Below are 7,808 nucleotides of genomic sequence, written 5' to 3' on the forward strand. Positions count from 1 at the left end.
TTTTTTAAATAAATAGTACTTTGATAACTAAAAATTCTGTTGTTTTTCAGTTGACATACTACCGCAGGTCTTTTATATGTTTTATAGTAAATACAATTTTTGTATTAGTTTTGAAATGATGAGAAGCTTGTTTGTTGCTTCTGGTATTAGTGTATAAGAAATAGGGAGACGCAACTATCGAGTTAGCTTACAGTAACATTACACTTATGTAATTTAGTGAAATTGCACAAAAGTAAGTTAATTTTAAAGAGGGATAATGAGAATATGTTAGAAATACAATATTATATATAGAATGTCATATTATAATGGATGTATTTTGGAAATAACATGTAAGGACATATTAGTTTTGTTATAATAAACACATAGGCTGTAAAAATGAATATTCTTTACTGTAAAGGGAGATTTTTCAGTTTTCCAAGTAGTGAATTTGAAATATGAGGTATATCATAGGAGGAATTTAGATGTCTGTATTTAAACGATTAAGAGATTTAACAATGTCGAACGTATATTCATTAATTGAAAAAGCGGAAGATCCAGTTAAAATGACGGATCAATATTTACGCGATATGCAAGCGGATGTACAAGAAGCTGAGAAAAGTGTAGCCGCTCAAATCGCACTTGAGAAGAAATTCAAAATCTTATTTGAAGAGCAAGAAGCGCTTGTGAAAAAACGTGAAGAGCAAGCTCATATGGCTGTTCAAGCTAACAACTTAGATCTTGCGCGCCGTGCGTTAGAAGAAAAACAAAATGCAGAGCAAAAGATGAATGAGTATAAAGCAAGCTATGAGCAAAACAAAGCTGCTGCTGATAATCTTCGCCTGAAGCTAGAAGAAATGCGTAAGCAATTAACTGAGCTGAAAAATAAACGTGAGACACTTGTAGCACGTGTAAATGCGGCGAAAGCACAAAAGAATATTAATCAGGCGATGTCTGGATTTGATTCAAACTCAGCGAAAGCTGGTTTAAGCCGTATGGAAGAGAAAGCTCTTCAATTAGAGGCTGAAGCAGAAGCAAGCGGTGAAGTGTACAAGAAAGAAAAATCATTAGATGATGAATTCGCAAGCTTAAACAAAAATTCTGCTGTTGACGATGAATTAGCTCGTATTATGAAGCAGTATGAGAAATAATATAGAATAGAGACAAATGAACCGACATGTCTAAACAAATTCATGTCGGTTTTCTATTACCCCGCATTAACGGGCAGTAAGACTCCCACCTCTACTTTTTGTGAAAGCAGAGAGGTGGGGGGGAGATCTACTGCCCGTTAATGCCCGATTGGTTCAACTAATAATCAGCGGGGAATGAACACCTCCCCACTGATTAAAGTTTCACTTTATATTTAGAGGAGGTTTTGCAATGACATGGACAAATGTATTAGCCATGCTTGTATGGACTGGAGCGAGTGCAGTACTTTTATTTGCAATTATGTGGGTTGATTCGATTTTTACAAAATACAATGATTTAAAAGAAATAAAAAATGGGAATACAGCTGTAACAACTCGTTTCGTTATGAAATTATTCGCACAAGGGTACATTTTATCTCAATCGATAACGAAAGCAAATGACTTATGGCAAGCACTACTTGCATCAGCAGTTTCTTTCGTTATTTTATTAGTGGTAGAAATGTTTATCGAATTTGTGTTAAAGAAAATGGCTGGTTTAGATTTAGAAGAAGGTACGAAAGAAGGCAGTGTTGCGCACGCGATGTTGGCCGGATCATTACATATTGTGGGTGCACTTATTTTAGGTGCTTGTTTATAAAGAGAGAAGGAGGGGTAGCTCATGAGTTTATTTAAACGAATTAAAAATATAATGAAAAGCCCAGAACCGCCGAAACCAGAGAAAAGTTTGTTAACGTTAGCTCCTGGCGATATGGTTGAAGTTTCATTAGTCATGTATGAATTAATTGGGAAAACGAGTATGCATTCTCGTAAAGAAATTGTTTTAACACTGCAAGACGGGAAAGATATTCGTTATTTAAAAATTGAAGATCGTGAAAATACGTATTACAAATTATATAAACCAATTGATGGTCGTTTAGATTCGATTGATGAAATTCCGACGACAATTGAGATGGATGATACAGAGTACCATATGGAAGAGCAATATAACGGACGTGTTGTTGTGATGGGGAAAACACCATTCTCAGCTTCAGAAGAACAGTATGTATGGGAGTTCCAATCGGATAATCGAAAATTATTACGTATTGAATGGCAAAATGGTCGCACAATGATGTATGAGGGAGAAGCAATTATTCCTGCTGATGTACAAATTATAAGAGCAACGTAAGGGGGCGTAATCATGTCAAACCGATTGTTTACCATGATTAAATCGTTCGTGATCCCTATACTTGCTATCGTTACATTACTTGTTGTTGCTGGATATGCCTTATCAGGTTGCCAAGGCGGACAGACAAAGTCGATTCAAGACCGCTATCCACTTGAATCTGTCGCAAAAGAAGGTAAACAAGAATCTTACGTGTATAGGGCCGCCAATCGGTCAGTTCCTGAAGTCGCGAAGGAACTCATGAATGAAAGAGAACCGAAGCAAGCATCTAAAGAAGACGAAAATCAAATGTTCCTCGTTTATTCTGATAAGATTTATAATCTGCAAAAGGATAAAGAGAAGCCATCTGATACGTTAATTGAAATAAGTAATAAAGAGTTTGTCCGTCAAAATTACCAACCGTCCTTCCTGCAAGGATATATTATGGGTAGTATATTAAATGATATATTCGGTTCACGAAAATCATCGTACGGTGATTATCGCGGATATAATGACAGACAAAATCATAAACCAGTTATTCCAGAGAGACCGCCTACGAAAGAAGAAAAGAAAACCCCGCCTCCAATTACGAAGGAAGGGAAAGGGTCTATCATTAAGCGTGGCGATAATGTAGATTCGAAATCTTCTGTAGGAGATACAGGAAGTATTACGAAAAAAGGAAGCAGCACGCCTCCGCCTTCTACTGGAAGCAAAGGGAAAATAACGAAAACACCAGGTGGTTCGAGCGGATCAGATGTGAAGCCGAAATCATCTATTAAAACGCCACCAAGGAATACATCTCCTCCGAAAACGAGGGTCGGTGGTTCAGGAAAGATTACGAAGAGAAGATAGTGTAGAGACCGAAAAGTGGAAGTGGCTTTTCGGTCTTTTTTTATTCTGGAAATTAATTCCTTGTAACTGGTACAATTAAGTTATAAGGAGGGGATAGTATGACTATGTATAAAAGATTTAGTGTAATGATGTTCCTCGTATTATTCTTAAGTTTGTTTATTAGCACAACGATGAAATTTCACTTTGTAGTAGGTATTCTATGGATACTATGTACGTGTACTCTTTTTCTATATGTTCCGCTTCGTTTCCAACAAGAAGTGCCAGCCTTTCAAAAATACGTGGCATGGATTAAGAGCGGGGGAAGATGGGGGGAGTAAAAATATATCGACCACAACTCCAAATATATCAGCGATTATTGGAATATATCGCCCGCAACTCCAAATATATCAGCGATTATTGGAATATATCGCCCGCAACTCCAAATATATCAGCGATTATTAGAATATATCGACTTACCGACAAAAATTGACAACAATAACAGAAGAGGGTGTGCCAACATATTGGCACACCCTCTTCTTTCATAATGATTAATGAATATCACGTTTCTTAAAGTTACCGCCTTTTACTTCTGCTACGTCATAAACTGTAATAAAGGCGTGTGGATCGATTTCATTAATAAGTTCTTTCATTTTACTTTCTTCTAAACGGTTAATTACACAAGAAATTTCTTTGAATTTCTCTCTAGAATAACCGCCGTATACTTCGTTATATGTTGCACTTCGGCCTAAACGATCACGAATTGTTTCTACCATCAATTCAGGCTCTTTTGTAATAATTTTAAATGCTTTCGAACCACTTAAACCAACTTCAACGATATGAATCACTTTCGAAGCAATAAAGTAAGCAATTGCCGAAAGGATAGCTCCTTGAAGACCGAATACTGTTGATACGAAAATAAATACGAACATGTTTAAGAATAAAATAAGGTCACTCGTTCCAAATGGTAACTTACGAGAAAGCAATACAGCTAGCATATCGATTCCATCTAATGCCCCGCCATTACGCAATGCTAGTCCCATACCAAAACCGATGATAATACCACCAACAACTGTAACTAATAATGTATCGCCTTCAATAATAGCTGGTATTCCGTGCATGACAACGGTACCTATTGCTAATGAAGCAATCCCGATAATAGAATAAATCGCAAAGCTTTTACCGATTTGCTTATATCCTAACCAAACGAAAGGAATGTTAATAACTGCGATTAGAGCTCCTAATGGTAATCCAAACAATCTTGAGCTAACGATACTTAAACCAGTTACACCACCGTCTGATACGTTATTTGGAATTAATACTGCCTCTAATCCGTACGCTGTAATAAATGCCCCAATAATAATCATCAAAGCTTTTGAAGCGATTTTAAGCTTATTGGGCTTGTTTTTGATAATTTTCTCCATATGATTTCCTCGTTTCAAACTAGTTTCTTATTTGTTACGTCATTCACACTTAAATTTTATTTTAACATTTTATTTGAAAAAATTCTCCTTTAATGGATGTATGCAGGGAATATTATGACCATATTATCTTTAAAATATTTTTGAAATGAGTATAAGAAATCCCATCCTTTCAAAGGATGGGATGCTATTAAGAAATGATAAAACTAAGCACGGATAGGAATAAAGCGAAGCCTAAAATAGTTCCACATATTTTCATATGGCGCTTACGTCCCATCACAACGATTGCAACATACTCACGAATCATTGCATTAGGCCAATAATAAAAGGCTGTCTTTGATCCAATTCCTTGGCTATTAAGACCAGCTTGTCTTGCATATATACCAGCGCGGAAAAGGTGGAAATTATTCGTTGTAAAAATACTTTTATACTTACCGTCTGGTTTTAAAGAATCCATAATTTCTTTAGAGAACAACATATTTTGATATGTGTTTACAGAGCGATTTTCTTGCACTGTATGTTCAAGCGGAATTCCTTTTTCAACAGCGTACTTTTGCATCGCTTCTGCTTCAGGAAGGCCTTCATCTGGACCTTGTCCACCAGAGAAAATAATTGTTGGTGGCGTATTCACAGCGGCTTGTTTCCAGTAAAAGTCGATCGCTTTATGAATACGACTTGCAAGTAAAGGTGGTACTTTATCATTAATTAAGCCGCTACCGAGAACGATAATGAAATCTTGATTACGCCTTGGTCTGTTGAATTGATATAGAAAATAAGCGCTTAAGAAGTTAGATAAGTGTATAAAGAAATATACGGTTATAAGAGAAATACCAGCGAAAATAGGCTGGAAATGTGATGAGAAGAAACTTGCTGGACTTATGAAAAGGAATAATATACAGAATAAAATACCTAAAGCAGCAATAAGTGTTAAACAGTTAGTAAAACGTCGGCCTTCTCGTTTCATTAAAATTCTCGCATTCAGAAATAGTCCAAACATTAAAGCAACAATACCAAAAGGAATCATAACGATAAGTGCTAAAATAGGTAAGACTATTATGTAGCCTAGGATAGTATTACTTGAGTTCCAAGAGACAAGTATACAAAACAGAAGGAAAAAACAGACAAAAGTATTAAATAAAAACCCATTTATTATTTTTCGTGGATCTTTTAAATAGGAGATAAGAAAAATAATAAACAATATAAGAGGAATAATTCCGAAAGACATAAATATAGTAGACCTCAACTTGTATAAGAATTTGACATACCTTTTATATTACATGATTTTATAATTGAAAATGAAAAAAAAAGGATTTTGAATTTTCTCAATAAAATATATGGATACATATGTTACAATGTATGTAAAGCGATATATTAAAAGTAAAATGGTTGAAGAGGCACTCTATGGAGTGTCTTTTCTTTTTCATATGTAATTATGCATATTATATTTATTTTCAAGTGAAGAGGATTAAAATATAAGTGGTAGACATACTTTATAAAACAGAATGTAATACAAACATTTCCCTCTACTTTTTGTATCTAACAATCGTATAACAATAAATAATTCTGTTTTATAGTGTCTGTTTATGAAAGGCATCTTCTTTGAAGGCGCCTTTTTTGTTGTTTCATGTAGATGCTTTTCACTGTTGGTATAGTGGAAAGTATCTATACTAAACATTAGCAATCTTCCGTATAAATATTATCAATTTACTATATATTCCAGTAGTGTTAACCTACATATGAAAGGCTTTCTTTTTCAAAATATTACCCCTAATAAATTTTTGAAGAAGTCAACTGTCTCCAAAATTGCCATTCATGCTTAGCAAAAAAGAATCCTGCAGGATTCTTTTTTGTGTTCGACAGAATATGACAAAGTACATTTGAATAATTTGTTGTATTGTTAAATGGTTATTATGGAAAGAGAAGGAGACTTAAGTATGAGATTTAAAAAATTTATTTTAACAGGTGCACTTGTTGCAACTACAGCATTTACTTCAATTGGAACAGCGGAGGCAAGCGCAGGTTTTAAAGATGTTCCAAACAATCATTGGTCTTATAAAGCAATTATGGATTTAGCAAATAAAAACGTTGTTGCTGGATACGGAAATGGGATTTTTGGATTTGGTGATGATGTAACGCGTGAGCAAGTTGCAGCTCTTATGTTCCGCCATTTAAAACCGACAGTAAAAGAACAGTATAACAATCCATATAAAGATATTACGGATCGTTCAACTATGTTTAAAAAAGAGATTCTTGCTTTAACAGAGATGGGTATATTTGTTGGAGATAACACAGGAAAATTTAGACCGAAAGATTCGTTAACTCGTGAAGAAATGGCACAAATTTGGACAAGAGGATTCCAATTGCAAATTAGAGGGGATCATAATTTCCCGGATGTAGATAGAAATGGATGGGCGAATCCTGCTATTACTGCAATTAAATCAAATTATATTACGGCTGGAACTGGTGATGGTACATTCGCACCTAAAATGCATGTAAGTCGTGAGCAATACGTTCAGTTCTTATATAATGCAACGTTACCATTTGAAGAAAGACCAGGAGCAAAACAACCACAGCCACAACCGAAACCAGAAGTAAAACCGGAAGTGAAACCAGATCCGAAACGTTTTGCGAACTGTAAAGAAGCAAACGATGCGGGATATTATGACATTACAAGAGATAGCCCGTATTATGGTAAGCATTTAGACCGTGATGGCGATGGAATTGCTTGTGAGAAAAAGAAAAAAGGTAAATAAGAAAAAAGCACTCAGTCTGAGTGCTTTTTTCTTATGGAAACATGCTATTTTTTTAGGCGCTTTTCATAAAATGAAAGTAAGGAAATGAAAGTAGGTGACAAAATGCCGTCAGTTGTGGAAGGCGTTATTATTGAAAACTGCAATGGAACGATTAATTTAGGAGATAAATATAACGTGCAGCCGATTGAAAAAACGAAAGCTTATAATGGATCGGGATCATCGAATACAGGGATTAAAGTACAAACATTTAGCGGGATTAGTACATCAGATGTAGGGGATAGCGATGTGAATGATCAAGGAATACAGTTTACTTTATAGAGAAATATGCAAAATTGCATCAAATGATGAACTTACCCTGTGCTACAATCTAGCTGTGAGCTGTTAATGATTCTTCTGTATTATAGTTGTTAGATTAGAAATATAACATCTTATCGAAAATCATACGTATAAAAAAGACACTTCAAATGAAGTGAACCCTGAAAACGGGACACCAATCAAAACACCTAAACCACTTGTTCCCTAAATTCTTTAGGGGATAGGT

At 35.1% G+C, this 7,808-nt stretch carries 9 protein-coding genes; 7 read left to right on the forward strand and 2 right to left on the reverse strand.

Features of this window, described 5'->3' with window-relative positions:
- Positions 1-461 precede the first annotated feature (461 nt).
- The 5 genes from PDQ33_RS27405 to PDQ33_RS27425 all read left to right on the forward strand — a co-directional run bounded on the left by PDQ33_RS27405 (position 462) and on the right by PDQ33_RS27425 (position 3,434).
- Positions 462-1,127 (forward strand): PspA/IM30 family protein, encoded by a 666-nt coding sequence (locus PDQ33_RS27405; protein ID WP_000110281.1) that lies wholly within the window; start codon positions 462-464, stop codon positions 1,125-1,127.
- A gap of 229 nt (positions 1,128-1,356) precedes the next feature.
- On the forward strand, positions 1,357-1,761 hold the full coding sequence (locus tag PDQ33_RS27410) for a DUF350 domain-containing protein (RefSeq protein ID WP_000220322.1): 405 nt from the start codon (positions 1,357-1,359) through the stop codon (positions 1,759-1,761).
- A 21-nt stretch (positions 1,762-1,782) separates the two neighbouring features.
- Positions 1,783-2,289 carry a DUF4178 domain-containing protein gene (locus tag PDQ33_RS27415; RefSeq protein WP_000051756.1) on the forward strand — a complete coding sequence of 169 codons (507 nt, stop codon included), beginning with the start codon at positions 1,783-1,785 and terminating at the stop codon, positions 2,287-2,289.
- Positions 2,290-2,301: 12 nt separating this feature from the next.
- Positions 2,302-3,117: a DUF4247 domain-containing protein gene (locus PDQ33_RS27420; RefSeq protein WP_000071211.1), complete on the forward strand. Its 816-nt coding sequence runs from the start codon at positions 2,302-2,304 to the stop codon at positions 3,115-3,117.
- Positions 3,118-3,215: 98 nt separating this feature from the next.
- Positions 3,216-3,434: a hypothetical protein gene (locus PDQ33_RS27425; RefSeq protein WP_000180109.1), complete on the forward strand. Its 219-nt coding sequence runs from the start codon at positions 3,216-3,218 to the stop codon at positions 3,432-3,434.
- A gap of 210 nt (positions 3,435-3,644) precedes the next feature.
- On the opposite strand, the gene PDQ33_RS27430 is transcribed toward PDQ33_RS27425, so the two are convergent.
- Both PDQ33_RS27430 and PDQ33_RS27435 read right to left on the reverse strand, forming a co-directional pair.
- Positions 3,645-4,517, reverse strand: coding sequence for a YitT family protein (locus PDQ33_RS27430; RefSeq protein ID WP_000411240.1), 873 nt, complete (start codon positions 4,515-4,517; stop codon positions 3,645-3,647).
- A gap of 187 nt (positions 4,518-4,704) precedes the next feature.
- Complete coding sequence (locus tag PDQ33_RS27435; RefSeq protein WP_061131997.1) at positions 4,705-5,739, reverse strand: YdcF family protein; 1,035 nt, start codon at positions 5,737-5,739, stop codon at positions 4,705-4,707.
- A 709-nt stretch (positions 5,740-6,448) separates the two neighbouring features.
- On the opposite strand from PDQ33_RS27435, the gene PDQ33_RS27440 reads away from it, so the two are divergent.
- Together PDQ33_RS27440 and PDQ33_RS27445 are read left to right on the forward strand one after the other, a co-directional pair.
- Positions 6,449-7,267, forward strand: coding sequence for an S-layer homology domain-containing protein (locus tag PDQ33_RS27440; protein WP_270756995.1), 819 nt, complete (start codon positions 6,449-6,451; stop codon positions 7,265-7,267).
- 84 nt (positions 7,268-7,351) lie between these two features.
- A complete protein-coding gene (locus PDQ33_RS27445; RefSeq protein WP_001998505.1) occupies positions 7,352-7,585 on the forward strand; it encodes a spore germination protein in 234 nt (77 codons plus the stop codon).
- Positions 7,586-7,808 lie beyond the last annotated feature (223 nt).

Origin of the sequence: Bacillus cereus group sp. Bc031 (genome assembly GCF_027716265.1) — a bacterium.
In the GTDB taxonomy this organism is placed as follows: Bacteria; Bacillota; Bacilli; order Bacillales; family Bacillaceae_G; genus Bacillus_A; species Bacillus_A paranthracis.

Coding starts and splice junctions, on each gene's coding strand:
- PDQ33_RS27425 (WP_000180109.1), top strand. CDS start 3,216: ATGACTATGTATAAAAGATTTAGTGTAATGATGTTCCTCGTATTATTC.
- PDQ33_RS27440 (WP_270756995.1), top strand. CDS start 6,449: ATGAGATTTAAAAAATTTATTTTAACAGGTGCACTTGTTGCAACTACA.
- PDQ33_RS27445 (WP_001998505.1), top strand. CDS start 7,352: ATGAAAGTAGGTGACAAAATGCCGTCAGTTGTGGAAGGCGTTATTATT.
- PDQ33_RS27405 (WP_000110281.1), top strand. CDS start 462: ATGTCTGTATTTAAACGATTAAGAGATTTAACAATGTCGAACGTATAT.
- PDQ33_RS27430 (WP_000411240.1), bottom strand. CDS start 4,517: ATGGAGAAAATTATCAAAAACAAGCCCAATAAGCTTAAAATCGCTTCA.
- PDQ33_RS27415 (WP_000051756.1), top strand. CDS start 1,783: ATGAGTTTATTTAAACGAATTAAAAATATAATGAAAAGCCCAGAACCG.
- PDQ33_RS27410 (WP_000220322.1), top strand. CDS start 1,357: ATGACATGGACAAATGTATTAGCCATGCTTGTATGGACTGGAGCGAGT.
- PDQ33_RS27435 (WP_061131997.1), bottom strand. CDS start 5,739: ATGTCTTTCGGAATTATTCCTCTTATATTGTTTATTATTTTTCTTATC.
- PDQ33_RS27420 (WP_000071211.1), top strand. CDS start 2,302: ATGTCAAACCGATTGTTTACCATGATTAAATCGTTCGTGATCCCTATA.